The sequence below is a fragment of the Streptomyces sp. NPDC093252 genome, assembly GCF_040683675.1.
Taxonomy (GTDB): domain Bacteria; phylum Actinomycetota; class Actinomycetes; order Streptomycetales; family Streptomycetaceae; genus Streptomyces.
Window position 1 is genome coordinate 450,893 of record NZ_JBFBEM010000003.1, and the last position, 25,618, is coordinate 476,510.

21 protein-coding genes and 2 pseudogenes are annotated in these 25,618 nt (G+C 72.7%); 7 read left to right on the forward strand and 16 right to left on the reverse strand.

Going from position 1 to position 25,618, the window contains the following annotated elements; genetic code table 11:
- Nucleotides 1-27: 27 nt before the first annotated feature.
- The 7 genes from AB0O01_RS08045 to AB0O01_RS08075 are packed head-to-tail and all read right to left on the reverse strand — an operon-like array spanning nt 28 to nt 9,537.
- Nucleotides 28-1,221, reverse strand: a complete 1,194-nt coding sequence (locus tag AB0O01_RS08045) for an alpha/beta fold hydrolase (protein ID WP_365311620.1) — start codon at nt 1,219-1,221, stop codon at nt 28-30.
- On the reverse strand, nt 1,218-2,441 hold the full coding sequence (locus tag AB0O01_RS08050; RefSeq protein ID WP_365311621.1) for an alpha/beta hydrolase: 1,224 nt from the start codon (nt 2,439-2,441) through the stop codon (nt 1,218-1,220). Before AB0O01_RS08050 ends, AB0O01_RS08045 begins: the two co-directional genes overlap by 4 nt.
- Nucleotides 2,438-4,744, reverse strand: coding sequence for an MMPL family transporter (locus tag AB0O01_RS08055; protein WP_365311622.1), 2,307 nt, complete (start codon nt 4,742-4,744; stop codon nt 2,438-2,440). The genes AB0O01_RS08050 and AB0O01_RS08055 overlap by 4 nt, the downstream gene beginning before the upstream one ends.
- Nucleotides 4,741-5,823, reverse strand: coding sequence for an NAD-dependent epimerase/dehydratase family protein (locus tag AB0O01_RS08060; protein ID WP_365311623.1), 1,083 nt, complete (start codon nt 5,821-5,823; stop codon nt 4,741-4,743). Before AB0O01_RS08060 ends, AB0O01_RS08055 begins: the two co-directional genes overlap by 4 nt.
- Nucleotides 5,820-7,769: an FAD-dependent monooxygenase gene (locus AB0O01_RS08065; RefSeq protein ID WP_365311624.1), complete on the reverse strand. Its 1,950-nt coding sequence runs from the start codon at nt 7,767-7,769 to the stop codon at nt 5,820-5,822. The genes AB0O01_RS08060 and AB0O01_RS08065 overlap by 4 nt, the downstream gene beginning before the upstream one ends.
- Nucleotides 7,766-8,497: an HAD family phosphatase gene (locus tag AB0O01_RS08070; RefSeq protein ID WP_365311625.1), complete on the reverse strand. Its 732-nt coding sequence runs from the start codon at nt 8,495-8,497 to the stop codon at nt 7,766-7,768. The genes AB0O01_RS08065 and AB0O01_RS08070 overlap by 4 nt, the downstream gene beginning before the upstream one ends.
- Complete coding sequence (locus tag AB0O01_RS08075; RefSeq protein ID WP_365311626.1) at nt 8,494-9,537, reverse strand: ScbA/BarX family gamma-butyrolactone biosynthesis protein; 1,044 nt, start codon at nt 9,535-9,537, stop codon at nt 8,494-8,496. Before AB0O01_RS08075 ends, AB0O01_RS08070 begins: the two co-directional genes overlap by 4 nt.
- Nucleotides 9,538-10,032: 495 nt before the next feature.
- On the opposite strand from AB0O01_RS08075, the gene AB0O01_RS08080 reads away from it, so the two are divergent.
- Both AB0O01_RS08080 and AB0O01_RS08085 read left to right on the forward strand, forming a co-directional pair.
- Entirely contained in the window at nt 10,033-10,836 is an 804-nt protein-coding gene (locus tag AB0O01_RS08080; protein ID WP_365311627.1) for a BTAD domain-containing putative transcriptional regulator, read from the forward strand.
- Nucleotides 10,837-11,267: 431 nt separating this feature from the next.
- The gene (locus AB0O01_RS08085) at nt 11,268-12,911 is read left to right on the forward strand and encodes a DNA repair helicase XPB (protein WP_365311628.1); all 1,644 of its coding nucleotides are present in this window, start codon (nt 11,268-11,270) and stop codon (nt 12,909-12,911) included.
- Here the strand turns inward: AB0O01_RS08085 and AB0O01_RS08090 are convergent.
- From AB0O01_RS08090 to AB0O01_RS08100, 3 genes are all read right to left on the reverse strand, one after another.
- Nucleotides 12,863-13,990, reverse strand: a complete 1,128-nt coding sequence (locus tag AB0O01_RS08090) for a glycosyltransferase 87 family protein (RefSeq protein ID WP_365311629.1) — start codon at nt 13,988-13,990, stop codon at nt 12,863-12,865. The two genes, AB0O01_RS08085 and AB0O01_RS08090, sit on opposite strands and share 49 nt — an antisense overlap.
- 20 nt (nt 13,991-14,010) lie before the next feature.
- A complete protein-coding gene (locus AB0O01_RS08095; RefSeq protein ID WP_365311630.1) occupies nt 14,011-14,181 on the reverse strand; it encodes a hypothetical protein in 171 nt (56 codons plus the stop codon).
- Between the two features lie 612 nt (nt 14,182-14,793).
- Nucleotides 14,794-15,153, reverse strand: a complete 360-nt coding sequence (locus AB0O01_RS08100) for an ATP-binding protein (RefSeq protein ID WP_365311631.1) — start codon at nt 15,151-15,153, stop codon at nt 14,794-14,796.
- 394 nt (nt 15,154-15,547) lie between these two features.
- Between AB0O01_RS08100 and AB0O01_RS08105 the strand changes: the two genes are divergently transcribed.
- Both AB0O01_RS08105 and AB0O01_RS08110 read left to right on the forward strand, forming a co-directional pair.
- Complete coding sequence (locus AB0O01_RS08105) at nt 15,548-16,414, forward strand: helix-turn-helix transcriptional regulator (RefSeq protein WP_365311632.1); 867 nt, start codon at nt 15,548-15,550, stop codon at nt 16,412-16,414.
- Nucleotides 16,411-16,662 carry a DUF397 domain-containing protein gene (locus AB0O01_RS08110; RefSeq protein WP_365311633.1) on the forward strand — a complete coding sequence of 84 codons (252 nt, stop codon included), beginning with the start codon at nt 16,411-16,413 and terminating at the stop codon, nt 16,660-16,662. Before AB0O01_RS08105 ends, AB0O01_RS08110 begins: the two co-directional genes overlap by 4 nt.
- Before the next feature lie 167 nt (nt 16,663-16,829).
- On the opposite strand, the pseudogene AB0O01_RS08115 reads toward AB0O01_RS08110, so the two are convergent.
- Nucleotides 16,830-17,288, reverse strand: a pseudogene (locus AB0O01_RS08115) (helix-turn-helix transcriptional regulator); the annotation flags it as partial.
- A 69-nt stretch (nt 17,289-17,357) separates the two neighbouring features.
- On the opposite strand from AB0O01_RS08115, the gene AB0O01_RS08120 reads away from it, so the two are divergent.
- Both AB0O01_RS08120 and AB0O01_RS08125 read left to right on the forward strand, forming a co-directional pair.
- Complete coding sequence (locus AB0O01_RS08120; protein WP_365311791.1) at nt 17,358-17,879, forward strand: SigE family RNA polymerase sigma factor; 522 nt, start codon at nt 17,358-17,360, stop codon at nt 17,877-17,879.
- Nucleotides 17,876-18,466, forward strand: a complete 591-nt coding sequence (locus tag AB0O01_RS08125) for a PASTA domain-containing protein (protein WP_365311634.1) — start codon at nt 17,876-17,878, stop codon at nt 18,464-18,466. The genes AB0O01_RS08120 and AB0O01_RS08125 overlap by 4 nt, the downstream gene beginning before the upstream one ends.
- A 423-nt stretch (nt 18,467-18,889) precedes the next feature.
- On the opposite strand, the pseudogene AB0O01_RS08130 reads toward AB0O01_RS08125, so the two are convergent.
- From AB0O01_RS08130 to AB0O01_RS08145, 4 genes and pseudogenes are all read right to left on the reverse strand, one after another.
- Nucleotides 18,890-19,148, reverse strand: a pseudogene (locus AB0O01_RS08130) (site-specific integrase); the annotation flags it as partial.
- Nucleotides 19,149-19,501: 353 nt separating this feature from the next.
- Nucleotides 19,502-19,708 carry a hypothetical protein gene (locus tag AB0O01_RS08135; RefSeq protein WP_365311635.1) on the reverse strand — a complete coding sequence of 69 codons (207 nt, stop codon included), beginning with the start codon at nt 19,706-19,708 and terminating at the stop codon, nt 19,502-19,504.
- 443 nt (nt 19,709-20,151) lie between these two features.
- Nucleotides 20,152-21,357 carry a helix-turn-helix transcriptional regulator gene (locus tag AB0O01_RS08140; RefSeq protein WP_365311636.1) on the reverse strand — a complete coding sequence of 402 codons (1,206 nt, stop codon included), beginning with the start codon at nt 21,355-21,357 and terminating at the stop codon, nt 20,152-20,154.
- Nucleotides 21,358-21,569: 212 nt separating this feature from the next.
- The gene (locus AB0O01_RS08145; protein ID WP_355734267.1) at nt 21,570-21,749 is read right to left on the reverse strand and encodes a hypothetical protein; all 180 of its coding nucleotides are present in this window, start codon (nt 21,747-21,749) and stop codon (nt 21,570-21,572) included.
- Between the two features lie 493 nt (nt 21,750-22,242).
- Between AB0O01_RS08145 and AB0O01_RS08150 the strand changes: the two genes are divergently transcribed.
- On the forward strand, nt 22,243-24,366 hold the full coding sequence (locus AB0O01_RS08150) for a UvrD-helicase domain-containing protein (protein ID WP_365311637.1): 2,124 nt from the start codon (nt 22,243-22,245) through the stop codon (nt 24,364-24,366).
- 348 nt (nt 24,367-24,714) lie between these two features.
- On the opposite strand, the gene AB0O01_RS08155 is transcribed toward AB0O01_RS08150, so the two are convergent.
- Nucleotides 24,715-25,410, reverse strand: coding sequence for a copper homeostasis protein CutC (locus AB0O01_RS08155; protein ID WP_365311638.1), 696 nt, complete (start codon nt 25,408-25,410; stop codon nt 24,715-24,717).
- Nucleotides 25,411-25,618 lie beyond the last annotated feature (208 nt).

Below are 25,618 nucleotides of genomic sequence, written 5' to 3' on the forward strand. Positions count from 1 at the left end.
GCGGGTCGCCGGACCGCGACGGGGCGGTCAGTCCAGGTGGGTGTCCAGCCAGCCGTCCATCTCGTCCTGGAGACGGGCGGCGTCCTGGTCGAGCGTCACGAAGTGGCCCGAGTCCGCGAGGGTCACGGTCCGTACGTCGTCGCTGGCGGTGAACAGCGCGGGATAGCCCTCGACGCCCTGGCGCAGGACGTCCTCGGCGCCGAAGGCGAGGAACACGGGAGTCTCGATCCGGCCGATGAGCTGGAGGTCGGTGAGGATCCCCGCAGGTTCGGAGGCCATCACCCCGCAGGGGTTGCGGGGCCACAGCGGGGCGACGTCCGCCAGCACCTCCGGATCGGTGCCGGGACCGAATCCACCGGCCAGGAAGTCCTCGCGCACCGGGTCGAAGTGGACGTACCCCTTCGGGTCGCCCGCCTTGTCCTTCGGTTCCCCGCCCTGCTGGCAGACGGCGTACGCGGCGAGGAAGCGCCGGTTGGTCTCGCCGGTGACGCCGACCGCGGCCCAGCCGGTCAGCAGCAGGCCGTCCACGGCACCCTCGAAGGAGGCGGCCACGGTCTCGGCGACCAGGGCACCGCTGGAGTGCCCGGCGAGGAACACCTGGCCGAAGCGGGGGCGGCCGTCCGTTCCCCGGGGCATCTCCCGGACCGTGTAGGAGCCGCTGCGCACCTGCTGCACGATCTGGTGGGCCATGTCCGCGTGGGCGCCGCTGCACGAGGCGAAGCCGTCGGGGATGTCGCTGGATCCGTAGCCGAGCCGGTCGATGGTGACGGAGGCATGGCCTCGGCGGGCCAGCTCATGGGTGAGGCCCGCGCGGGGGCCGGGCGGGTCGAGCCGCCAGACCCACTCGCCGGTGTTGGTGCCGTGCACATAGAGTGTGACGGCCGGAGCGGCGTCCGCGCCGCCGTCGCCGGTGGCCGTCTCCAGGACGGAGCGCGGGGCGGTGAGATGGCCGCGCAGGGTGTAGGGCTTTCCGTCGCTGGTGCACTGACTGGCGGTCCGGTTGCGGTTGACCACCTCGAACTCGACCGGGAGGTCGACGACCTCCGAGTCCGGGAGGAGGGGGGCGGTGTCGGCGGCCGGGGCGGAGACCGGGTTCGCGGGTGCCGTGGCGCGTGGCCCGGTCCCGTCGGCCGCCGCCATGACCGTCACCAGCTCACAGGTGACCATGAGCAGGGCCGCGGTCACCACGACCGCGCGGGTGAGCAGCTTCTTGGCGGTCACGGGGCGAGTCCCTTCGCGTCGAGCCACCCGGCGAGGAAGTCCTGGGTCCCCCGGGCGCCGGGCTCCAGGCCGAGGAAGTGACCCGCGCCGGGCACGGTGTGCAGCGCGGTGTCCGGGGCCGAGGTGAACCGCTCCCGGTGCTCGGCGGCGCCGCGCACCCGGACGTCCCGCTCGCCCTCGACCAGGGCGACGGGCACCTCGATCTCGCCGACCCTGCGGGTGTCCACCAGCACGCCCTCCAACTGGGAGACCAGCACCCCGCAGGGCAGCCGGTTCTGGAGGCCGACGGCGGTGGCGAGGACCCTCGGGTCGGTGCCGGTCCGCCGGAAGTTGCCGCGGACGAAGTCCCGTTCGCCCACGTCGAGATGGACGTATCCGGGTGCGTCGGCGGCGTCCACGGAGGGCACCCCGCCCTGCATGCAGGAGGTCAGGGCGGCGAAGAAGCGGGCGTCGTCCTCGTCGGTGAGTCCGGAGTCGGCCCAGCCGGAGAGGATCAGCCCGTCGAAGTCGTCCGGGAAGGAGTAGGCGGCGATCTGGGCGATCTGGGCGCCCCGGTCGTGCCCGGCGAGCACCACCTCGCCGAAGCGCCGGACGGTGTCGCCGCCCTCGGTGGCGTAGGTGCCGTCGCGGAGCTGGCCGGCGATCTGCTGGGTGATGTCGGCCTCGCCGCCCAGGCAGAGCTGTCTGCCGTCCGGGCGGTCGGAGGCGCCGTGGCCGAGGCGGTCGACGGTGAGGGAGGCATGGCCGCGCCGGGCCATCTCCTCGGCGTGGTGGTAGCCGGGGACGTCGACCCGCCAGTACCACTCCCCCGACTGGAGACCGTGCTGGTAGACGGTGACCGGGGGGAGGGCGGTGGAGGCCGTCGCCAGGGCGGCGGGCAGGGTGAGGTGGCCTCGTACGGTGTAGGTCTTTCCGTCCGTGTTGCAGGCGAGGCCCGACCGGTTGCGGTTGACGACCTCGAAGGAGACCGGGACATCCACGATGCCCGCCCGCTCCATCCGCTCCGCGCTGCGGGCGGCGGCTGCCTTCGGGTCGAGGTCCGGGCCGTCCGCGGGGGCGGCGGTGCCGCTGCCGGGGGCGATCAGACCGAGCACGGGCAGGACCGACAGGGCGGCGAGTGCCATGACGTACCGGGCGATCCGCCGCAAGGGTCCGCCTGCCTTCTCCGGGTGGGGTTGGGGGTGGGGTTGGGGGTGGTTCCCCTGGGTGGGGGCTGTCATCGGGAGCCGATCCGTTCCTTCGCGGCGGGCGCCGGGGCGGCCGGGCCGGTGTCCCGGTCCGCGGAGTCCCCGGCGGGGCCGTGCTCGTGGAAGCCGAAGCGTTCCTGGAAGCGGCGCAGCGGGGCCGGGGCCCACCAGACGGCCCGGCCGGTGAGCGTCATCACCGACGGCACCAGCAGACAGCGCACGACGGTCGCGTCGACCAGCACGGCGAGCGCCGTACCGAGGCCCAGCACCATGGTGTTGGTGATCCGGGACCAGCCGATGGCGATCAGCACCACGGACAGGATCAGCGCGGCGGCGGTCACCACCGCCCCGGTCCGGCGCACCCCGAGGGCGATCGCGGCCCGGTGGTCGCCGCCCCGGTCGTACTCCTCCTTCATCCGGGCGAGCAGGAACACCCCGTAGTCCATGGAGAGTCCGAAGGCGAGGCAGAACATCAGCACCGGCAGGGCCGTGTCGACGAAGCCGGTCGGGGTGAAGCCGAGCGGCCCGGCGAGATGGCCGTCCTGGAAGACCCAGACGACCGCGCCGAACATCGCGGTGAGACTGAGCGCGTTCAGGACGACGGCCTGGAGCGGGATCAGCAGGCTGCCGGTGAGCAGGAACACCAGGACGAGGGTGGTGAGGACGATGAGCAGCAGGGCCGGGACGAGCCGGTCGGCGATCGCGTCCTGGGTGTCGACCAGTTCGGCCGCCTGGCCCGCCGCCTGCGCGTCGATGCCCGCCGCCGCGCCCAGCGCCTCCCGGGTGTCCGGCAGCGCCCGGATGTCCCGGACGATCTGCTGGCTGCGCGGGGAGACGGTCTCCACGCCGTCCACCGGGACCACCTGGAGCCAGGCCAGCGGGCCGGACTCGCGCAGGGCGTCCACGGGCGTGCGGGGTTCGGTGAGCCGCCCGTCGGCGAAGACCCCGGCCGGGGTGCGCACCTCGGCGATGTCCGTCAGCCGGGACACCCGGGTGGCGTACGCGGTGAGGGCGGCCGGTGAGGCGTCGCCGTCGACCAGGATGTCGATGGCGGCGGTCTCGCTGCCGTCGAAGTCGTCGCGCAGCGCCTGCTGGACGGCCCGGGGTTCGGCGGCGGCCGGGAGCTGGCGGTCGTCGGCCATGCCGAACTCCACGCGCAGGAACGGCAGGCCGAGGGCGATCAGCAGGGCGAGCGAGCCGAGGGCGAAGACCGGGGCCCGCCGGGAGACGACCAGGTCGGTGAGGCGCTGCCAGCCGTCCGGGCGGCCGGTGCCGCCCTTCGTGCCGCGGCGGCGGCGCCAGCGGCGGGTGAGGTCGAGGGCGTCCACCCGGTCGCCGAGCACCACCAGCAGCGCGGGCAGCACGATCAGCGCGGCGGCGGCGGCCAGCACCACCACCGAGACGCCCGCGTAGGCGAAGGACCGCAGGAAGAACAGCGGGAACAGCAGCAGCGCGGCCAGCGCGACGGAGACGGTGAGGGCGGAGAAGGCGACGGTACGGCCCGCGGTGGCGAGCATCACGGTGACGGCGGCGCGGGTGTCCGCCCCGGCGGCCCGCTCGTCGCGGTAGCGGCGCAGCATCAGCAGCGCGTAGTCGATGGCGAGACCGAGGCCGAGGGCGGTGGTGAGGGACTGGGCGAAGACGGAGACATCGGTGTACCCGGCGATCACCCACAGGACGAGATTGGTGCCGGTGATGGCGACCGCGCCGACGGCCAGCGGCAGCAGGGCGGAGACCGCGCTGCGGAAGACGATCACCAGGATGAACAGGGTGATCGGCAGGGCGATCAGCTCGGAGGTGACCAGGTCCTCGGCGATGGTGCGTTCGACGGTGTTGAGGACCTCGCCGGTGCCGCCCGCCCGGACGGTCAGCCCGTCGTGGTCGCCGCGGTACTCCTCGGCGAGCCTGCGGGCGGCCTCGCCGACGGCCGCCTCGTCGCCGTCCAGATGGGCGGCGATCAGGGCCTGGTCGCCGTCGGTGGAGCGCAGGGCGTCCTGGCCGGTCTGCCAGTACGAGACGACCCCGCTGACGCCGTCCTCGTAGGCGAGCCGGTCGGCGAGGGCCAGTCCGGTGCGGGCCGCCGCGCGGTCGTTGACGCCCCGTTCGTGCTCGGCGAGGAGCACGAAGTTGGGGCGGCTGGCGGGGAAGTTCTCCTCCAGGACGTCGGCCGCGAGGGCGGAGGGCGCGGCCGGGTTCTCGGTGCCCTGTCCGGCGCGCAGCCGGTCCGCCGCGCCCCCGCCGAGCACGACCGACAGGATCACGAAGGCGAGGGCGCCGAACAGGATCGCGCGGGGGCGGGTGAGCGCGGCGTCGGCGAGGCGGCGCAGCACGGTCATCGCCTCCCCACGAGCCGCCGGGGGTCCGGCAGTTCGCCCCGGTCGCGGTGGAACGCGGCCTGGTCGGCGAGGGTCTCGTCCAGCGGGCGGAAGGTGACGCCGAGTTCCCGTTCGGCGCGGGCGGAGGAGAAGCGGGCGTGGTGGCCCTCGGTCAGGGTGCGGATGCCGGTGCGGGTGGCGACCGGGGTCTTCCCGGTGAGCCGGGCGGCGGTCTCGGCGAGGGCGGCGATGCCCAGGGCGGTGCCCGAGGGGATGGGGCGGGGCACGGTCCCGGTGCCGGTGGCGGCGACGATGCCGCCGCTGATCCCGGCGAGGGTGTGCCAGTGCCCGGCGGCGATGTACCGGCCGTCGGGGGCGCCGCGCAGGGCCGCCGCGACCAGGGTCGCCGCCACGTCACGGGCGTCCACCAGATGGTTGCCGACCTTCGGCAGGGCGCGGATGCGTCCGTTGGCGACGGCCAGGAAGAGCCGCCCCGCCGAGGTGGGGGCCTGGTCGCCCGGCCCCCACATCCAGCCGGGCAGCACCATCGGGACCCGTACGCCGTGCTCGTCGTGGCGGGCGGTGAACTCGGCGACCACCCGTTCGGCGCGGACCTTGCTGGCCCGGTAGGCGTGCGGCTGGCCGGGGTCGCCGAGGGGGGTGGACTCGTCCGCGAGGCGGCCGGGTACGGGGGCGAGCGCGCCGGTGGAGCTGGTGTGCACGACCGTGCGCACCCCGGACCCGGCGGCGGCGTCCAGCAGTTCGCGGACGGCCTGGACATTGGTCCGCATCAGCAGCGCGGGGTCGGCGCCCGGCTGGTAGTACTCGCGGAAGTACGCCGCCAGATGGAACACGGCGTCGGCGCCGCGCAACTGCCGCGCGAAGCCGGGCACATCGGTGACATCGCCGGGCACGAACCGCAGGGCGGGGTGGTCCGGCAGGATGCGCCGGGCCCGCTGTTCGTCGCGGACCACGGCCCTGACCTCGGTGCCGCGCGCCAGGAGCGCGGCCACGACGGCGGTGCCGAGCAGCCCGGTGGGGCCGGTGACGACGGCGGTGGTGAGGGGGGCGTCGGGGCCGGGGGGCGGGACGGTGCTCATGCCGCGCTCCGTTCCCCGGGCGCCGGGTGGGCGCCGGTCCCGTCGGTGTCCCCGGCGTCGGCGAAGGTGCCCGCGCCGGAGAGTCCCCGCCGGATCAGTTCGGGCAGCCCGTCCGGGCCCGCCCAGGCGGCGGTGACACCGTCGGGGCGGACGTACAGCACCAGGGGCGCGGTCCGCGCCCAGGCGGTGAGTCCGGCGCCGCCCCGCTCGACGGCGACGGCGTACGCCGGCGGGTGGCCGGCCGGGTCCGGGGTGTCCCCGGTGGCCCGGGGGGCGGGGTGGCCCTCGTCCTCGCCGGGTGGGTACGGGGCGGGTGCGGACCGGGTGTCCTGGGGGGCGGGTGCGGACCGGGTGCCCTGCGGGGCGGGTGCGCTGGACGGACCATCCGCGCCGCCGACCGGATCCCGATCCCGTCCGTCGCCGGGATGGCGGACGCCGTCCCCGTCCTGAGTGCCGCCCGCGTCCCGGGTGCCGTCCGGGGTGCGTCCGCCGAGGAGCAGTACCTCGGTCTGGGCGTGGGCCGGTGAGCGGCGGGCCTGCCGGGCCGCGCTGCGGGCGAGTTCGGCGGCGGCGCCCTCGGGCGCGCCGGGGGTCAGGACCAGCAGGACATGGCGGCCCGCCGCCAGATAGCCGTGCAGGGTACGGGCCTTGGTGCCGGAGAGCGGCTGCCAGTCGGTGTCCGGCAGCCGGCGCCCGGCCCGCGGGCCCGCGGCCACCGTGCCGCCGGTGAGCGCGCCCGCCACGGCGGGGCTGCCGTCGAGCCGCGGGTCGATCTGCGCCAGTTCCGGGACCAGCTTGCGGTCCAGGGCGCCGGAGCGGGTGGCGGCCTGGAGGATGAAGTCCCGCACGACCCGGCGGGGCCCGGCGCGCAGCATCCACAGCTTGGTCTGGCGGTCGGAGTTGGCGAGCGCCCGCAGCGCCGCCGGGCGGCGTTCGGCCTCGTAGCTGTCGAGCAGCCGGACATCCGCGCCCCGGCTGACCGCGGCGAGCTTCCAGGCGAGGTCGTAGCCGTCCTGGACCCCGGTGTTGAGGCCCTGGCCGCCCGCCGGGCTGTGGCAGTGCGCGGCGTCACCGGCCAGGAACACACTGCCCTTGCGGAAGGTGGCGGCGACCTTGGTGTGGACCCGGAAGGTGGACCGCCACCAGGTGCGCCGCAGCCGCCAGCCCGCCGGACCACGCTCGTCGATCAGCCGCTGCAGCTCCTCCTCGTCGGGTGCGGCGGTGGACGGGCCGGGGGCCCGGTCGAAGAAGATGCGGTGGCCGCCGCCCGGCAGCGGCACCACCACCAGCACGCCCTGCGGGGTGAGGTGGTACTGCACCTCCTCGGCGGGCAGATCGCCGTCGTACTCGCCGTCGCCGAGCAGGAAGTCCCGGGCGTAGGAGCCGCCTTCGAAGGCGATCCCGGTGGAGGTGCGGATGCTGCTGTGGGCGCCGTCGGTGCCGATCAGCCAGCGGGGGGTGGCGTCCTGGCGCTCGTAGGCGCCCTGCCGGGCGAGGGTGACCTCGGCGACCGAGCCGTGTCCGGCCCGCACGACCCGGGCGTCGATCGCCTCGGTGTTCCACTCGACCTGCCCGCCGAGCCGGAGCAGCCGCTCGTACAGGACGTTCTCGGTGACCGACTGCGGTACGCAGAGCGGGCGGGGGAAGGCGGTGCCTTCGAGCGCGCCGAACCGGACGCCGCCGACGGCCCGTCCGCGCGACCAGTAGGAGGCCCCGGCCAGCGGGAGACTGCGGTCGCGCAGCGGTCCGTCGACGCCGATCCGGCGCAGCACCTCCAGGGCGCCGCTCCACAGGATCAGTGCCTTCGGTTCGGAGGCGGGGCCGCGCCGGCGGTCCACGATCCGGCACTCCACGCCGTGCTGGAGCAGGGTGCAGGCCAGTGCCAGGCCGGTGGGACCGGCGCCGACGACCAGGATCTCCCCGTCGAGGGGGGCGGAGGTGCTCATCGGGTGGCGCTCCTTTCCGGGCGGTGGGCGCCACGGCTGTCGAGCAGGGCGGCGACGGCGGTCAGCGTCAGCTCGGTGGTGGTGAAGCGGACGGCGGTCATGCCGAGCGCCTCGGCGGCTGCGCAGTTCTCCGCCAGGTCGTCCACGAACAGGCACTCGGCGGCGGTGTGCGGGAGCCGGTCGAGCAGCCGCCGGTAGATCTCCGGGTCGGGTTTGCGCACGCCCTCGGCGGAGGAGTCGACGACGGTGTGGAACAGCTCGTCGACGGGGATGTGGGCCCGCCAGCGGGGTCCCCACTCGGCGACGTTGTTGGTGAGCAGGGCGAGGGTGTAGCCGGACGCGCGCAGGGTGCGCAGCGCGGCCAGCAGTTCCCGGTTGGGGTGGCGGGCGCGGAACCACAGCTCGCCGAAGGGGCGTCCGCCCAGGAGTTCCAGTCCGGGGGAGCCGGGGAGCCGGGACAGGACGCGCAGCACCATCTCCTCCTCGGTGCAGGCGCCGGTCTCCAGGTCGGCCATCGGGGAGCGGCCGTCCTCGGCGGTGGCGCGGGCGAAGGCGTCCCGCAGCAGGGCCACCGGGAGGCCGACGGCGGCGGCGAACGCGGCGAAGGTCTCGTCCAGCGGGTTGGTGAGGACGCCGCCGTAGTCCACGACGACGGCCCTGACGGGCGGGGCGGGCGCGGCCGGACCGTCGCCCTGCCCCGCCCCCGGGGAACCGATGACGGTGCTCACTGGGCCCCGTCCCGCTGGATCCCGTCCCGCTGGATCCCGTCCCGCTGGATCCGGTCCCGCTGGACGTCGACCCGCTGGGCGAGTTCGAGCTGGAACACGGCCACGGCCCGGTCGCGCTGCTCGACCTGCACGGTGACCGGCACCACCAGGGTGCCCAGTTCCTCGTCGTGCCGGAACGGCCGCGCGGTGGCCACCGCGCGGGCGGGCAGATCGAGTTCGGCGAACTCACGGAAGTCGCAGTCGAGGGAGACGACCTGGAGGCTGTCGGCGGCGGGGCCGTGCAGGGTGGCGACGGCGGCGGTGGCGAGCTGGCGGGCCGCCTCGAACAGCAGATTGCCGGGGATGTGGTCGAGCCGGTGGTCGAAGAGGTGCGGATGCGTCTGGTCGGCGATGACCAGGGCGGACACGGCGCTCTCCCCGGCGGGCCGGGGCTGGGTGACGACCACGTTGTACGGGTTGCGGCGGCCGACCGTGTCCGGGGTGGCGGCCGTGGGCGCGAGGGCCAGGCCGATGGCCTTGGCCAGGCCGTCCCGCTGGCGGGTGCGCAGGGCCTGGTACACGGACCGGCCGAAGAAGGCGAGGCCGCCATCGAAACGGAAGGCACGATTCCCGTCGATGGTGACGGCGCCGTGGAAGTCCAGTGCCTGCACCCGGCCGTTGCGCTTGCGCTGCGGGACGCAGGTCATGGTGGCGACGGCCTCGGCGGGCCGGTCGCCGGTGCGTATCGCGGACAGATCGGTCAGCCGGGTGTTCAGGCCGCGGAAGATGAACGCGTCGTCCAGGGGCACGGATTCATAGGTGTGGGCGATGAACACCCCTGCCTGGCGCAGGACTTCGACCAGGAGCAGGAAGTCGTGCGCGTCGGTGTTCTCCCCCATGATGTGCGCCCGCGGCAGTTGGGCGGCCACCTCGAAGGTGCTGTCCTGGGTGGGGCTGGGCCGTGAGTCGGTCAGGAACACCTCGGCGACGGCGGCGCGGTGAACCATGGAGCGCGGGACGGTGGCGTCGTAGCGCAAGGGAGCGGGCGGCTGGTCGGACACGGCGGCCAACCCGGCTGCCGACTGGGCGTCTTGTGGTGCTGCGGTACCGGTCACAGAAGTTCCCCCAACTTGGATCGGTGCGTGTGCACATACCTTGCACGGAGGCGCTGGACCGGACCGCAGGAGGAAGAGGGAAGGCCCAGGGAAGGCACAGGGAAGGATCCTGGAAGGTTCCGTGAAGGAAACTTGCCGAAGACTTGACTTGTGCGGTCCACTTGTCTTCGGTTCGGCTCCGGGCCGGCGACGGTCACCCGTCAGAGCCGCGTCAAGAGCCGTGCACCAGATTTGGGAAAGACGTTTCCATGGACCCATGGGTAACCCGTTAGTGTCGAACTGTTCGATCACGCGCCTGGATCACGCGCGGGCGGTTCGACACCGACAGCACAAGGCCGAACGGGGGAGAGGCCAATGTCTACGGTTCTATTACGGCATACCAGTCCGGGAGGGGACGAAAACCAACCCGGCGTCCGTTTCCATCTCTTCGGCCGGTTACAGATGCTGGTCCACGGCGAAGCGGTCACCCTGGGTCCACCGAAACAGCAGGCGCTGCTGGCGACCCTGCTGCTCCGCCCCGGACTCACCACCAGCACCGAGCAGTTGATCTCGGCGCTGTGGGGCATCGAGCACCCGGCCTACGCCAAGAACCTGGTGCAGAAGTATGTCTCCGGGCTGCGCTCCGCGCTCGCCGCCAGCACGGAGAAGCTACCGGGCACCGCCCCGGAGATCCTGTGGAACGCCGGCGGGTACCGTCTGGAGACCGGGGACTCCCTGGTCGATCTGCACGAGTACGAGCGGCTCGCCTCGGCCGGCACCACCCTGGCCCTCACCGGCAGTCTGCACCGGGCCGCGCAGTGCCTGGACGGCGCCCGCATCCTGGTCACCGGCGCCCTCGCGGAGGGCCTGGACGCGCCGGTCCTGGAGCGGGAGCGGATCTACCGCGACGAACGGTTCCGGGCCGACATGGAGCTGCGCGCCGAGGTCGAACTGGACCTCGGCCGGCACCGCAACGCCGTCCCGTACCTCTACTTCGTCCTGCACCGCTACCCGCTGAGCGAGCGCTTCAGTTGGCTCCTGATGCTGGCCCTGTTCCGCGCGGACCGGGGCGCGGACGCGCTCGCCTACTACCTCGACTACCAACGCCAGGTCGCCGCCGAACTCGGCACCGATCCGGGCCTGGCCCTCCAGGAACTGCACCAGCGCATCCTCGCCCAGGACCCCGAGCTGATGACCCTGGCCACAGTGCCGCGGCCCGATGTCGCGCCGCAGGGCTCCAATCCGAGCGACCAGCACAGGAAGTAACGGTGCCATCACGACAAAAGGGCTGACGGTAGGCCGTCCCGGCCGGTCCGGCAGCGCCCACCGCCTCCGGCCGGGGCTCTCCCCCCGGCCGGTCAGGTACCGCCCCCGACAGGGGTCCCCCGGCCGGTCCGGCATCACCTCCGGCGGGCGTCTCCCCGGGCCGGTCCGGCACCGCCCCCGGCAAGGGGGTGCCTGACCGCCCCGTCCGGCACCACCTCCGGCGAGAAGGTGCCCCGCCCGTCCGGCACCACCTCCAGAGGGGAAATGCCCCCGCCCGTCCGGCACCACCTCCAGCGAGGAAGTGCACCGGCCGGTCCGGCACCGCCCCCGGCAAGGAGGCGCCCCCGGCCGGTCCGGCCCCGCCTCCGGAGTCGATCAGGCAGACTGGATGTTTGGCCGAATCCTCCGGCCGCAGGGAAAGGGTGCCGCGCGTGAATGGTCCGTTGATCGTCCAGTCCGACAAGACCCTGCTCCTCGAAGTGGATCACGAGCGGGCGGACGACTGCCGCCGGGCCATCGCGCCCTTCGCCGAGCTGGAGCGGGCGCCCGAGCACATCCACACCTACCGGGTGACCCCGCTCGGCCTGTGGAACGCGCGGGCCGCCGGGCACGACGCCGAGCAGGTGGTGGACGCGCTGGTCGAGTACAGCCGCTACCCGGTGCCGCACGCCCTGCTGGTCGACATCGCCGAGACGATGGACCGCTACGGGCGTCTGACCCTTTCCAAGCACCCGGCGCACGGCCTGGTGCTCACCTCCACCGACCGCCCGGTGCTGGAGGAGGTGCTGCGCTCCAAGCGGATCGCGCCGCTGGTCGGGGCCCGGATCGACCCGGACACGGTGGCCGTGCACCCCTCCGAGCGCGGGCAGATCAAGCAGACCCTGCTGAAGCTGGGCTGGCCGGCCGAGGACCTCGCCGGGTACGTCGACGGCGAAGCCCACCCGATCGCCCTGCACGAGGAGGGCTGGGCGCTGCGCCCGTACCAGAAGCAGGCGGTGGAGAACTTCTGGCACGGCGGCAGCGGGGTCGTCGTCCTGCCCTGCGGTGCGGGAAAGACGCTGGTGGGGGCGGGGGCGATGGCGCAGTCCCAGTCCACCACCCTGATCCTCGTCACCAACACCGTCTCCGCCCGCCAGTGGAAGCACGAGTTGGTGAAGCGGACCTCGCTCACCGAGGACGAGATCGGCGAGTACAGCGGTACGCGCAAGGAGATCCGCCCGGTCACCATCGCCACGTACCAGGTGCTGACCACCCGCCGCAAAGGCGTCTACCCCCACCTGGAGCTGTTCGACTCCCGGGACTGGGGCCTGATCCTCTACGACGAGGTCCACCTGCTCCCCGCGCCCGTCTTCAAGTTCACCGCCGACCTCCAGGCCCGGCGGCGGCTCGGCCTGACCGCGACCCTGGTCCGCGAGGACGGCCGCGAGTCGGACGTCTTCTCCCTGATCGGCCCGAAGCGGTTCGACGCGCCCTGGAAGGAGATCGAGGCGCAGGGCTATATCGCGCCCGCCGACTGCGTCGAGGTCCGGGTCAATCTCACCGACTCCGAACGCCTGGCGTACGCGACGGCCGAGACGGAGGAGAAGTACCGCTTCTGCGCGACGACGGCGACCAAACGAAAGGTCACCGAGGCGATCGTCCGCCGCTTCGACGGGCAGCAGATCCTGGTCATCGGCCAGTACATCGACCAGCTCGACGAACTCGGCGAGCATCTGAACGCCCCGGTCATCAAGGGCGAGACCTCCAACGCCCAGCGGGAGAAGCTCTTCGACGCCTTCCGCGAGGGCGAGATCAGCGTCCTGGTGGTCTCGAAGGTCGCCAACTTCTCCATCGACCTCCCGGAGGCGACGGTCGCCGTCCAGGTCTCGGGCACCTTCGGCTCCCGCCAGGAGGAGGCCCAGCGCCTGGGCCGGGTGCTGCGCCCCAAGGCGGACGGCCATCAGGCGCACTTCTACTCCGTGGTCGCCCGCGACACCATCGACCAGGACTTCGCCGCGCACCGCCAGCGCTTCCTGGCCGAGCAGGGCTACGCGTACCGGATCATGGACGCCGACGACCTCCTCGCCGAGAGCTGAACCACCACGCCGTACGCGATCAGCCCCAGCACCAGCAGCGCGTACGGCGAGGCCGCGGCCTGCTGCCACCAGGGCAGCCGCAGATCCAGCTCCCCCCGATGCGGAACGAGCCACATCGTCCGCCCCGTGAACACCACCCCCAGCAGGACAGCACCACCGCGCCGCCCCTCAGCGAGGGCGACGACCAGCAGCGGCACACACCACACCCAGTGATGGCTCCAGCTAATGGGCGCCACCAGCAGCGCGGTCCCCGCGGTGAGCAGCACAGCCGTACGCTCCTGCGCCGCGCGCCGCACCAGCCACAGCCCGGCGACGGCGGCGACCAGCGCCGGGACCGCCCAGACCACCCCCGGCTCCGGATCGCCGAGGGCGCGGGCGACCAGCCCCTGCAAGGACTGGTTGTCGACGATCCACGCCTTCCCGACCCGCCCGGTCTCGTACAGATGCCGCGTCCAGAACCCCCCACTGGCCCCCGGCAGCACCAGCCCCCCGACCACAACGGTCCCCGCGAACGCGGCCAGCCCCGCCGCCGCCTCCCGGTACCGGCCGCGCAGGGCGAGATGGACGAGGAACACGGCGGGGGTGAGTTTGATCCCGGCGGCGATCCCGATGGCCACGCCCCGCCCCCGGGCGCCGGGTGCCCGGGTCAGATCCCACAGCACCAGACAGACCAGGGCGAGATTGATCTGCCCGAAGAGAAGCGTCTGGAAGATGGGCTCCAGCCAGAGCGCGAGGGCGGTCCCGGCGCAGAGCAGGGAGAGAGGGAGCCTTCTGCCGACAAGTCGGCCGGACAGCCCGATCAGCAGGCCCAACAGCAGGAGATTCCCGGCGAGGAACGCGGCCTTGAGCACCGGCACCGGAAGCCAGACCAGCGGGGTGAACAGGATCGCCGCGAACGGGGGATAGGTGGCGGGCAGATGCCACTCGGTGACGGTGAACCCGTACAGATCCCGCCCGCCGAGCACGGCGGCGCCCTCGGCCCGGTAGACCAGCAGATCGGCCATGGGGAGGCCGTGGAGGGCGCAGAGGGCGAGGAAGGCGGCGAGCGAGACAGTGACCAGGAGTAGCGATCGGCGCATCACCCGGTGACCATAAGTGGTCAGGGTACGAGCACCCAGCCGGGCCCGTCCGGCGAGTCCAGCCAGACGCGCTGCTGGTCTTCAGCGAGGGTGATGCCGTAGCGGTCGGGGCCTGGAGCGCCGTGCTCGCGGTGGACCCGGTGCGCTTCTTCGAGGCGCGCCCACAGGGGGCGGGGGCCGGTCTCGGCCACGGTGCCGTCGGGGCGGAGGTGAGCGAGGGAGCCGTCGGGGGACCAGAGGCGGGCGGACCTGGGGGTGCCGTCGCACTGCCAGGTCAGGTGGGGTTTCGCGGTCGGGAAGTCGACGAGGTCGGCGAGGGTCGGTGCGCCAGAACTGCACCCTGCGGGCGTTCAGTTCCCGCAGCACGTGGTCCGCCGTGGGATCCAGCGCGTAGGTGACGACGAGCACGCGCGGCGATGCCTCGTCGCGCGCGCTCCGACCGGTGGGGACGGTCATCAGTCGTCGTTCGTGGCGGTACCCGGCAGAACAGGGGTTGCGGCTTCCGATCCAGGCCCTATGCGGTGACAGCGGTGTACAGCAGCACCGCCGACAGGACTACGGCGGACAGGCTCAGGGCCACGGCATCCACACGGGGCCGGGCGGCACGGTGGCGGGGGCGGCCTCGTCGGCGACGGCCGGTCACCGCCCCGCCTGCCCGTGGCGCAGTGCGGAGACCACGAACACGGTGACGGCGGCGGCGTACAGCGCCAGAGCGAGTACACGCCAGGCAAGCCGGGGGCATCGCCGCACGCGCCGGCCGGAACGGAGGGCTGGTGACCTCGCGCGATCGGAGGCGTCGAACATCAGGGGCACGCCTCCAGTTCGGCCCAGCACTGTTTCCCCCACGGCCGCCCCGCCGGTCCGAGCCGAACCCAGCACCATCGAAGGGCATACGCGTCGATCAGCAGCAGACCCCGGCCCGACGTCGACTCCAGGTCCGGATCGGCGACCCGGGGCAGGTCACACGGAGCCCGATCCACGACTCCGAAATACAGCCGGTCGGCAGTGGGCCGGTCGACCAGGATGCGGATCGACGGCCCGCTCGCGTACCGCACGGCATTCGTGACGAGTTCCGACAGCACCAAGGCCGCGACTGCCGCAGTCTCGTCACCGAGATTCCAGGCAGAGCACGCGGCACGGGCCGAGCGGCGCGCTATGGCCACCGTGGACTCCTGGCGCGGGTGGATCTCGCTGTAGCCGGGGGGCCGCTGCGTACAGGACCTTGCTGCGGTCATCGTCATGTTCTGGCCTTCACGCTCGTGGGGGGAGTGGGGGCGCTGCACTTGTCCCCCCTGAGATCCGGGGGGGGGGAAGCACAGCCAGCCGAACAGACAAGTGACTACGCCGGGTTGATCGATCCACCACAGCATGTCACTGCCTGGATGGCAGAATGCACGTGTGGAACCTAGGTGCGCAACCTATGCACCCGAAAAATCACAGAGCGAACCCCTGTGCCAATCGACCTGCGCACCACAGGGCGGCACAATGCAACCCCGGGGTTCCCACCACCCACCCATTGGGGACAGGAAGTCACCCCGGAAGTCAGGAAGAGGCACCATGCCGAACCAGCGGGCAAGGCCCACCCTGAGGCGTCGTCGCCTCGGCGCTCTACTCCGCGACAGCCGCAACAGGGCTGGGCAGACCCTCGAAGAGGCAGCCGCCCGCATGGGGTGGGACGACCACACCAAGCTCAGCAAAATCGAGAACGCGCGGGCACATCTGCCTCAGAAGGACGTCAACCCGCTGATGAGCGGCTATGGCGTGACCGATCAGGCGCTGATCACCGCCATCGCGGGTCTTGCCCGCGGCGCGGGCAAGGCCGGTTGGTGGGCGCCCTACGGCGACACCCTCGCCCATGCCTACACCGACTACATCAGCATCGAGTCGGACGCCTCGGGCATTCGCTTCTACGCTCCCACCGTCATTCCCGGGCTTCTTCAGGTCGCTCCCTACGCGCGTGAGGTCATCGCCGCGACCACCACGCGCACGCCGGAGGAGATCGACGCGCGGGTCAATGTCCGGATCGCGCGCCAGTCCATCTTCAGCCGCCCTCGGCCACTGAAGTTCTGGGCTGTGATCCACGAAGCCGTGCTGCGGCAGGAGTTCCCGAACAACCCCGAAGCCATGCGGGAACAGCTTCGGCACCTGCTGTACGTCGCCGATCGGCCCCACATCACCCTTCAGATCATGCCGACGCCAGTGGCGGCCCACCCCGGCCTTCTCGGTCTCTTCTCACTGGTCGAGTTCCCCGCTCCCTGGCCTGCCCTCGTCCAGCTCGAAAGCATCCGGGGCAGCTCGTTCATGGAAGAACCCGACGATGTGGCCGAGTTCGCACACGCCTTTGACCGCATCGTCGCCGCAGCGCTTCCCACGGACACCTCGCGGGAAGTGATCAAGACGATCATGGAGGAGAGCAACTCGTGACCCGCCCGAAGGCGCACCGAAAGGCCACCCTTTCCCCGGAGTTGACCGGGACCGACTGGTTCAAATCCTCATACAGCGGCGGTGAGGGAGACTGCATAGAGGTCGCCCACCTCCGCGCCCTCCCATGCCACTCCATCGCGGTCCGCGATTCGAAGAACCCCGATGGGCCCGTGCTCCTTCTGCGCTCAGCCGCCTTCGCACAGTTCATACGGTATGCCGCCGACGGGCAGTGCAACGACACCCCTTGACCCGACCAACTCGGCCTTACCCGTTCGCCCGCCCTGCACCTTCGGGGCGGGGGACGTACGTCTGCTGATGCGGAGCGACCTAAGAGCTTCGCGACGTTCGCGGGCGGGGTAGGCAGGTCGCCAGTGGCGGTCTTGCGGATGCCGACGTTCTCGGCGGTGGTGGCCACCAGGTCGGCCGGGGTGCAGGACAGGATGTCGCAGAGCGCGGCCATGACCTGCAACGAGAGGCGTTCGGGGGTGCCGGAGACCAGGCGGTGGACCTGGGAGGCGGACAGCTCGATGCCGCGTTCGTGCAGCAGCGGCACGAGTTCGGTGGCCGTGAAGATCCGGTGCTGGGCCATGACGTCGCGAAGCCGCCACGTGTAGCCGACCTTGCGTTTCATGCCTGCCTCCCGGCCTGGGTCTGGAGGGCTGCGGCGATGGTGCCTGGAGGTCCGGGGTGCCGGTCGAGTTTCTGACGGCTCGGCCGACTGCGGGCCGCCCGCCCGGCGGCCCTCCGCTTTGCGGGGCCCCGCCCGCACCCCGGGCGGCAGCGGCGCGAGGTCCTGGGACACCTTTCCGTCCCGGCTGTGATTCACGTCACTGCCGGCGGCTCGGTGCAGCACTCGGCCCCGTTCCGCCGTCATGGGGGCAGTGATCGGGACGGGACGAGGAGAGGAGGTCGGCGGGTGAGGTTTCGCAGGAGCGGTCCGGGCATCGGATTCACGGAGTTCGTCGCACAGCGGTCGGGAGCGTTGTTCCGCACCGCGTATGCGCTGACCGGTGACGTGCACGTGGCCGAGGATCTGGTGCAGGAGGCGCTGGAGCGGGCGTGCCGGCAGTGGGGGAAGGTCGCGGTGGCGGACTCGCCGGAGGCGTACGTGCGCAAAGTGCTGGTCAACCTGGCCAACGACCGCTGGCGGCGGCTGTCGCGCCGGGGCGAGCGCCCCGGGCTGTCGGGGGTGCCCGAGACGGCCGACCCCCGGGACCGGTTCGGGCAGGTGGATCTGCGCGCGGAACTGATCGAGGCACTGCTCGGGCTGCCGATGGGCATGCGCAGCGTGGTGGTCCTGTACTACCTGCACGATCTGGACGCCCGGCAGGTCGCCGACGTCCTGGACATCTCTTCGAGTGCGGTGAGGTCCCAGCTCGCCCGCGGCCTGGCCAAGCTGCGCGATTCCGTATCGGGCGCCCAGGCGCCGCACACGCCGTCGGCCGCTTTCGGAGGTACGAAGTGAGGAACACGTCGTCCGGACCGGCCCCGTTCGAGCCGGGCCTCGAAGCCGAGCTGCGTGCCGCGGTGGCCTCCTTCGCCGACGGGCCGACGGCGCCGGTCGTCGACGCGGCCGCGATCGAGCGAGCCGTCAGCCGCAGCCGCACCCGCCGGGCGCTCCTCGGCGCCGCTGCGGCGTGCTGCGTGCTGGCGGGCGCCACGGTGGGGTTCCTCGCGCTGAAGCCCGTGCCGCCCGCGCCCGGCGCCTCCCCGTCCCCGTCCCTGTCCCTGTCCCCACCGGCGAACGGCGCGTGCACCCCGCTCGCCACCGGCACCCCCAAGAGCGGAAGCGCCGATGCGACTCCGACACAGGAGCAGGAGCAGACCGTGGGAGCGGGCATCGCGCTGCCGGACCTGGCCGGCATGCCGGTCGAACAGGCCGGAAGCCTGCTGCGCGGACTCGGACTGAGCTGCACGATCATGCGGCACACGGACTGGAACGCTCCCGCCGGGCAGGTGATCAGCAGTCAGCCCCGGGGCGGCGCAGAACCGGTGGCACCGGGTTCGTCCGTCCTCCTGCTGGTCTCGACGGGCAAACCCGGCGGAACCTGAGCGACCGGGCCCTTCGGCCCCCGCACCGGCCGAGTGACCCAGGGGCCGGTGCCGGGCAGTCCGTCGACCGCGGCGCACCGGCTGGACGCCCGCCCCTCCGGGCCGCTGCCGGACTTTTCCTGGACGCGCGGGCCTGGACGACCGGGGAGGGCCTGGTGGTCGAGGAACTCCTACAGCACCGCATCGACACGGCGACGCACGTCCCGCAGGTCCAGGGGGTCAGGGGGTCAGGGGGCAACCGCACGACGTTCACGCTCCTCCGGCCAGCCCGTGGCCCGTCACCGGGTAGCCGGTGTCGGCGTGAAGGGCGGTGCACCGCAGGGCCTGGCCGTGAACCAGTTCACCAGCCCCGCCACCAGGACGAACAGCCCTGCCGGGGAGCGCGCCGGAGCGCACACCAGCGCGCACCGCTCCGCGGGCGGGTCAGCGGCGGGCGTCCCCGGGCGCGAGCAGAGCGGTGACGTCCGCGATGGCGGCCCGCCGAGGGTTTGAAGTACCGGCGGACGTTCTCGGCCTTCTTGTGCCGGGACTTGGCCATCAGCATCAGCTCGGAGGCGCCCTGCTCGCCGAGGTGGGTCAAGCGGGAGTGGCGGTACTCGTGCAGGTTCCAGCCGGTGCCCGGCCCGGCGTGCGCGGTGTGCTGGTCGAGCAGCGCGCGGGCCTGGCCGTAGGAAAGGCGGGCTGGGAATTCCGAAGTTACGTCACAGGCCACCAGAGCACACGAAGGAGGAAAAACCCCCGGCCACGGGCCCAGGGAGTCGGCAGAGCTCAGGGGAACTCACGGGATGTCGCACAAGCGGCTGTGGGCCGTTGCCGCCGCGTTCACCGGGCCGCTCCTCATCGCGGTACTGAGCGGCTCCTGCGGATTCGCACTCGGCGTGGCCTTCCGCACCTAGATTCCCGTTCCCCCTGGACGGGGAGCCGGGCGGCGAGGGAGCCGTTGGGGGACCAGACGCGGGCATGCCCCGCCGGGCTCGGCGCTCGGTGGATGCGTGAGCGAGGGCCGGGCCCAGGCAGGGGGGTGTGAGGGTGCGGCTACGGGACGTCGGGCCGTCCGTCGCCCGTCCGGCAGCGCGGGCAGCGGCAGGGGGGCCAGCGGTGCGACGCGAGCATCAGTGGGCCGGGGACACCCCGGTACGTGCGTCGCCGGATGGGGCTGATCCGCTTGCCGTCGGGGCCCACCCGGTACGTCTCGATCGTCACGCGCGACATGCCCTCGTCGGGCGGGACACCCGCGTTCACCGCGCACCCTCGGGGCTGACGGCGTGCCGGTGGGAATCGGCGCCGAAGCCTACGGCCGGGACGGAAGGGCGGATGGCGGCCGGGACGGAGGGGCGGATCAGCGCCGAGCCGCCGGTACCCGCCTCAGGCTCACCGAGTCCGTGGGGAGAGCGGGGTGAGGGGAGCCGGGCAGCGGTGGTCGGCCGCCGCGCCCCGCTCCCCCGGACCGGTCGGACGCCTGCCCGCCGACCGCCCGTACCGGGCAGGAAGACGCCCCGTACCTGTCGAACGACGCTGTGGATAATGCTCACTGTCATCAGCTCCTCTGAGGCTGTTGGCCACGCCCCCGGGCCGGTCGGACGGTCGCGGGGGTCCTCTGTGCTGACTCAGCGTGCCGATAAAACAACGCTCCGCTGTCCCCTGGTTGGGAACAGCAGAGCATTGACCTGTCTGTAGAGGCTGTGCTAGACGCCGCTCCACGCCGCGAACTCGCGCAGGGTCTCGGACGCTCGCGTCCGCGCCCGCAGCAAGGTCCCCACTGTCTCGTGCACTTCGGGATGGAATCTCGTCATCTGCGGGGCGGCATCGCGTGCGTTCGCCAGCGACATCAACGCGTCATCGTGGCGCGCGGTCCATGCTTCCGCCCGCGCGCGGTTGATCCAGAAATGCGCTCTCCGGTTCGGCGGGTAGTCGTCCGGCAGCCGCAACCCGTTTGCCTGCCGCAGCGCTTCATCGTGATCGTCGGTGTCGTTCAGGTCCGAGACCCGGCTCATTCGAACCCAGCGCGGCCCGAAGGAGAGCGCGTAGAGATCCACGTCTCCGGTGGTCGAGGCGATCTCCTCGGCCTGCTCGATCCAACTGTCGGCCGCGCTGGTGTCCCGTGCGCGGCGGGCGTAGGTGGCTGCCCGCAGCACGAGGATGCCGCGCACCGCACGCACCGCCTGGCTGCCGTCGTCGTCGAGGTCGCGGAGGGCTTGGCGCATCAGGGCAACGCTTCGGTCCGCCCGACCGGCGGAGCCGTGGGTGATCGCCGCCCGCTCGAACCGTTCGATGGCGACGAGGCAGGGGTCCCCCGACTCCCGGGCCGCAGCACCCATGCGCGCCACCGCCAGCCGCGCCAGGTCGGCGTAGCCGAGGCGGTAGGCGACGCCGGCAGCCGTCCGCGCGAGCTCGGTCTGAAGTGCGTACAGGCTTTCGCGCCGACGCCCCGGGGTGTCGTGTCTGCGGGCCGCGGAAGCCACCTCCGTGATCAGTCCGGGGAGGATCTTCGCCGTCTCCGAGAACTCCGCACCCATGCGCAGACCGACCACGCGGCCGACCTCCGCTTCCAGGGTGCCGATGGGTCGTGGCTCCGGATCATCGTCCAGCTCGATGTCCCATGCCTCCAGGGCACTGCCGATCGGGGACACCATCGCGTCGAGTTGCTCCTGCTGAAGGATCTCGATGTACGGCTGACCGTGGAGCACCGAGATGTCCACGGACAGCGCGCGGGCAACGGCGGCCAGCACAGAAGGGCTTGCCGGTTGTTCACCGTTCTCGACTCGGGAGAGCTGGCTCTTGGACACATGCGCGAGCCGTCCCAGTTCGGAGAGCGTGTAGTCGCGGATCAGCCGCATTGCGCGGATGCGTGTGCCCACGCTCTCGGTGGGCCTGTCAGCGGAGTAAGGCATGCCGAATCCTTGTGTTCTGACGTCGTAATCAGAACGCTACTCCCTGCAAGCTTTGGCCAGCATCGCGATCGGTTCTCATCCAACGACAGCGCGACCCTCCCCCTTGCCCCACCGCACTGCAACTCGTTCAGGGCGGACTCCCTGACGGTCGGATGCGTTGACGGCCAGGTGCGTTCGTGCCGCTCGGCGCGCGAGTTGATCAACTCAAACGCTCACCGACGCCGCACGCCCGCCTCCTCCGCGTACTCGCCGAGGATGACGACATCGAACGCCGCGCCAGCGAACACCCGTACGGCACGTACGGCTTCGCCTATGCGATGCCGGTGGGAGCCGGCGACGGCGGTGGCGCCTGCGGGGCGCCCGGGAACTGGGGTGATGGTCGCTGCGCTCATGTATCCATAGTGCGTTTCCGGAGGTAAAGACGGCATCGGTCTGGGGAGCTAATTCCACTGCCCCCTCCGTCCACCCCGGGATGGACCCCACCCCTGCCGTACACCCCTCCGGGAGGACGGCCCGTCCCCTAGGGGATCCAGGGGCGGGGCCCCTCGGGCCGGTGACTCGGGCCAGTGGCTCGGACCGGTGGCTCGGACCGGTGACCCGGGCCAGTGACTCGGGCCGGTGATCGGCGCGCGGATAATCGGTGGCTCGCTCCCCCGCCGTTCGTCTAGGATCTCCGCTCTTGCCCGCCTCCCTCCCGGAGTGCCGCCGACCGGACGGAAACCGGTCGGTATCCCGCATCGCACCCGCTTCGCACCCGTACGGCACCCCTACCGCACCCGTACGGCACTCCCACCCCACCGGTACCCCATCCGGTACCGCACGGGTACCCCACCCGGTACCGACGGGTACCCCACCCAGCGCACGCACCCCTCCGGAGGCACCCCCTTGTCCACGCCCGCCGCCGACTCCACCGCCCCCACCACCGGTGGCGCCGCCCTCACCACCGACGCCACCGCCCCCGCCACCGCCGGCGCCGCCCCCACCACCGCTGGCGCCGCCCCCCTCCTCCGTGAGCGCGCCCACCTCTCCTCCTCCCGGGCCGCCCTGCGGGCCATGCGGGAGGAGGCCGAGGCGCTCGACATCAGCGATGTCGCCGCGAACTGGGTCAGCGCGGAGGCGCTCGCCCACCAGATCGAGCTGCGGGTCAAGGCGCTCGCCGACCTCACCGGCACCCCGCTGTTCTTCGGCCGCCTCGACTATCTGCACGCCCCCGACGCCGACGGCGAGCGCTTCTACATCGGGCGCCGGCATGTGCACGACGGCGACGGCGACCCCATGGTCATCGACTGGCGGGCGCCGGTCGCGCAGCCGTTCTACCGGGCGTCCAAGAAGGACCCCCTGGACATCGCCCTGCGCCGCCGCTTCGGCTTCACCGGCGGTGAGCTGACCGCGTACGAGGACGAGCGGCTGTCGGAGCCGGGGGACCCCTCGGAGACGGCCGGGACCAGTCGGCTGCTCCAGCGGGAGATCGAGCGGCCCCGCGTCGGCCCGATGCGGGACATCGTCGCGACGATCCAGCCCGAGCAGGACGAGATCGTCCGGGCCGGGCTCGGCGGGACGGTGTGCGTGCAGGGCGGGCCCGGCACCGGGAAGACGGCGGTCGGGCTGCACCGGGTGGCGTATCTGCTGTACGCCCACCGTGAACGGCTCGCCCGCACCGGCACGCTGGTGATCGGCCCGAACCAGTCCTTCCTCCACTACATCGAGCAAGTACTGCCCGCACTGGGGGAGTTGGCGGTACGGCAGGCCACCGTGGACGACCTGGTCGCGCGGGTGGAGGTGCGGGGGACAGATGAGTCCGCGGCGGCCGTCGTCAAGGGTGACGCCCGGATGGCCGAGGTGCTGCGCCGGGCGCTGTACGCGCACGTGAGCATGCCGGTGGAGCCGGTGGTGGTGGTACGGGGGTCCCGGCGGTGGCGGGTTCCGGCGTACGAGGTGGAGGAGTTGGTGCGGGAGTTGCTGGCGCGGGACATCCGGTACGGGGCCGCCCGGGAGGCGCTCCCGCAGCGGATCGCGCACGCGGTGCTGGTGCAGATGGAGCGGTCCGGGGAGGCGCCGGACGACCGGGTGCAGGACGCGGTGGCCCGCAACAGCGCGGTGAAGGCGGCCGTCAAGGCGGTCTGGCCGGTGGTGGAACCGGCGAAGCTGGTGCTGCGGCTGCTCGGCGACGCGGAGTTCCTCGCCGAGCACGCCGAGGGGGTGCTGTCGGCGGAGGAGCAGCGGGCGGTGCTGTGGGCGCGGCCGGTGCGGTCGGCGAAGTCGGCGAAGTGGTCGGCGGCGGACGCGGTGCTGGTCGACGAGGCCGCGGATCTCATCGAGCGGACGCACTCCCTGGGGCATGTGGTGCTGGACGAGGCGCAGGATCTGTCGCCCATGCAGTACCGGGCGGTGGGGCGCCGCTGCACGACCGGGTCGGCGACGGTGCTGGGGGATCTGGCGCAGGGGACCACTCCGTGGGCCACCCGGAGCTGGGCGGAGGCCCTGGGGCATCTGGGGAAGGGCGACGCGGTGGTGGAGGAGCTGACCGCCGGGTTCCGGGTGCCGACGGATGTCATCGCGTACGCGTCCAGGCTGCTGCCGCACATCGCGCCGGGGCTGGCTCCGGTGGAGTCGGTGCGGGAGAACCCCGGGGTCTTCGAGGTGCGGGAGGTCGTCGACGACTCCGGGGTGATCGACGCCGTACGGGAGGCCCTCGGGCGGGAGGGGTCGATCGGGCTGATCGCGGCGGACGCGCGGGTGGGGGTGCTGGGGGATGCCCTGCGGGCGGCCGGGATCGGGTATCTCGACCCCGGCGAGGAGACGACCCGCGAGACCCGGCTGACGCTGGTCCCGGCCTCGTTGGCGAAGGGGCTGGAGTACGACTACGTGGTCTTGGACGAGCCGCAGGCGGTGGTGGCGGGGGAGCCGGACACGAGGACGGGGCTGCGGCGGCTGTATGTGGGGTTGACCCGGGCGGTCTCGGGGTTGGTGGTGACGCACCGGGGGGCATTGCCGGGGGCTTTGGGGTGACGGGGGTTGTTGCTTTCGGGGGCGGGTGCGGGTGGGTAGGGGTGGCCGGTCGCGCAGTTCCCCGCGCCCCCCCCGGGGGGGGGTGGTGGCAGGTACATGGTGCGGTGCAGGTGGGTGGGAGGTGCGCAGTTCCCCGCGCCCCTGAGGGGGTGGTGACGGGTGCGTGGTGAAGCGCGGGTGGGTGGGGGGGTGGAGTGCGCGTTTCCCCGCGCCCCCGGACGGTGGGTCGGGTACTCGGTGCCGGAGTGGGGCAGGGCTTTCAGGGGCGCGGGGAACTGCGCGCCCAGCCCCCACCCACCCGCACCCGCACCCGACCATGCACCCCCACCCACCCCACCCCCCTACCGCCTACACACCCCCGTCAAGCACCGCCCTCCACTCCCCCACCGCCGTCGAGGACACCGGCCCCGCCCATCCCTCCGGGCGGGCCGCGCCGCCGATGTGGAAGGCGTCGATGCCGGCCGCCCGCAGGGCGGGGACGTGGTCCAGGCGCAGCCCGCCCCCCACCAGCAACTGCTGCTCATACCCCGGCTCGCCCTGCCGTTCCGCCTCCGTCAGGAGCGTGGTGCGGCCCTCGTCGACGCCGCCCGCCGCGCCCGCGGTGAGGTAGGTGTCGAGGCCGGGCAGGCCGTCGAGCTGCTTGCGCAGCGCGTCACGGTCGGCGGCGCGGTCGATCGCGCGGTGGAACGTCCAGGAACAGCCGTCCAGCTCCCCCACGAGCTGCTCGACCGCCCCCAGATCCAGCGCCCCGTCCGGATCGAGGAACCCGAGCACGAACTCCTCCGCCCCCGCCCCCCGCATCCGCCGCGCCGCGTCCACCAGCCGTCCGGTGTCCCCCGCGGTGAACCCTCCCGCGAGCCGCAGCATCACCCGCAGCGGAATATCGACGGCGGCGCGGATCGCCGCGAAGGTGTCGGCGGACGGGGTGAGCCCGTCGGCGGCCATGTCGGTGACCAGCTCCAGCCGGTCCGCACCCCCCGCCTGGGCGGCGACCGCGTCCTCGGGATCGAGCGCGATCACCTCCAGGACTGCACGCGAAACCATCAGGACCCCTTCCCGTTTCCCCTGGCGACTACAGGTCTAGTCCAATATCAGGGTACGCCGGGAACCCGCAGGCCGCGAGGAGGGGCCCCGGCCAAGAACGGTTCCGTCGCAGTTGTCACGCGTAAATCTTTGCCCTGCGAAAGGATTTCTGCCGCGTAACGGACGATCGGCCGCGCCCTCCCGGCGCGGCACAGCACACCGAGGCGCG